At 32.5% G+C, this 1944-nt stretch carries 2 protein-coding genes; both read left to right on the top strand.

Annotation, left to right across the window (positions count from 1 at the left end; translation table 11 throughout):
- A partial coding sequence (locus A6733_RS00365) for a hypothetical protein (RefSeq protein WP_242641578.1) occupies positions 1-272 on the top strand: 272 nt, incomplete at its 5' end.
- Positions 273-818: 546 nt separating this feature from the next.
- A complete protein-coding gene (locus A6733_RS00360; protein ID WP_092411489.1) occupies positions 819-1172 on the top strand; it encodes a ShET2/EspL2 family type III secretion system effector toxin in 354 nt (117 codons plus the stop codon).
- Positions 1173-1944 lie beyond the last annotated feature (772 nt).

Raw genomic sequence — 1944 nt, 5'->3', positions numbered from 1 at the left:
GAGATGTGCGTGGTGTTCCAGCTATGTTTACAGCGCATGATGGTGTTATTGATGAATATTACAAGTTGTTGTTACGACTGCCGATAGATGTGTTTTCAGAAGTACATGCAAAATTAACTAAAGTTACGAGGCGCAGAGAGTATTTAGATATTGCTAATAGAGGTGGAAGTTTTGAAATTACTAGGTATGAAGTTTTTCTAAATAGGCTTACAGATCATAAAAATGATCAGTCTGGTGCGTCATGTGATCCTAGAGATTGCCTGGTTATGTAGGATCAGATGAAGCTCTAAGTTATTACAATAACATTTTTGTCCTATGTGCCTTGAAAAGTCGGTCTCAACAATTTAGTTACGGAGCAGAATTTTAATCTGGACCATATTTTGTGAGGACCCATTTAAGATTAGTGGCTTTTCTTATTCTGCTTTTTTCTTCGAAATTACACTTCTAGTGTACCATCCCTTATAATCGATGTGCTTGTAATGTATATCCTAGCGTTAATTTAATGCTCGTTATCTACGTAGCAATGGTTAATAATTTTTTATTCCTGCTTATTACGTATTTTTTATGCTTCCATTGTTATAGGGATATTACTATAATTATTAATATACTGCATCTATTCCCCATATTAGATCTTGTTTCTCTATATGTCATAAGATATGTGTCTATAGGCACTGTAATTATAAACTATATTGAAAATTATTAGTCGCAATGATGTAAGTATACCTCTAAAAAATAATAATAACGGAGAACAAGTATGGCTATTTCTTCCAATTCACCAGCTAGGGTGAGTGCATTTTCAGGGGAGGAGATGCCACCCGGTGATATTAGTAGTTGTAGATATTTTTGGAAGCGCTACTTTAATAGAAAGTATTATTACTGAAGACATTGCTAAAATGTATAAAAGCATGATAGATAGGTCCTGTGGCAGGCATATTGTGGCTTGTCGTAAGTTCGGTGATTTTTTGTGTGGTATCGCCAAAGATACTAGTCTTCACGAACAGAGGTTGTTTTTATTAAGCAGCAGTAGTCACGTAATGTCTGTTAGACTTTTACATAAAAAATCTAGTAAAAATTTACGAAGTAAGTATGTAGTTTGGCTTTTTGATCCTAATCTTATGCACCTTATAAAGCTTGGGTTGAACAATTTGTCTACAGAGTTATTTTTAACCTAATGTTTTTTGAGTGACTGTTACTGGTAGGTTGATTTTTTCTTTGGCACATTTTTGCAAATCCATGTTACATGCAAAGAGCAATTATAGAATCAACTGTAGACATGTCAGATATTTTGTACCGTGCGTAATAAATAATTTGGGTGAGCGTTTCTTGCGCTGCTTTTTTTCTTCTAATTTGGTACTTAAATTGTGCTTGCTTTAATATAACTACATTATATTCTGTAACTAATAATACATATAATCGTGTTAAACATATCCTATAGTCATAAATGACTAATAATTTTTTATTCCACATTTTTTGTACTTACATTCTTATAGGGATATCACTATGATCACCAATATATTGCTTTTATCAAGTAGTATAGAGAATAGTGATAATTTGATAAATATTTGATTATAGTGATAGTAATTTTTACTCGATGTTTTCCCCAATTCTCACATTTCTCTGTTGAAGCCTGTTTTTTTATCTTAGTAAAGGTTTATAAGTATCACATTAATCACAAATAGTATGATAAAGTTTATGCAATAATTGTGTTATAAATTGGTAACCATAGTATTAGTGTATTCCTAGAATAATAATAGTGGAGAACAAGGGTGGATATTTCTTCCAATTCATCGGTTAGGGTGAGTGCATTTTCTGGGGAAGAGATGCTACCCGATGATAAAAGTATTCCCTACATATCAAAGCTGTCTCTTCAGCAAGAAGAAATAAACTTAAATTGCGAAATAAATGTTGATGGCGTTAATATTGATTGTACTCGTCTGTCAGCTT

It is taken from the genome of Candidatus Ichthyocystis sparus (genome assembly GCF_900078745.1).
Classification (GTDB): domain Bacteria; phylum Pseudomonadota; class Gammaproteobacteria; order Burkholderiales; family 2013Ark19i; genus Ichthyocystis; species Ichthyocystis sparus.
Note: the sequence above shows the minus strand (reverse complement) of the source record. Positions and strands in the feature narration are given on the sequence as shown.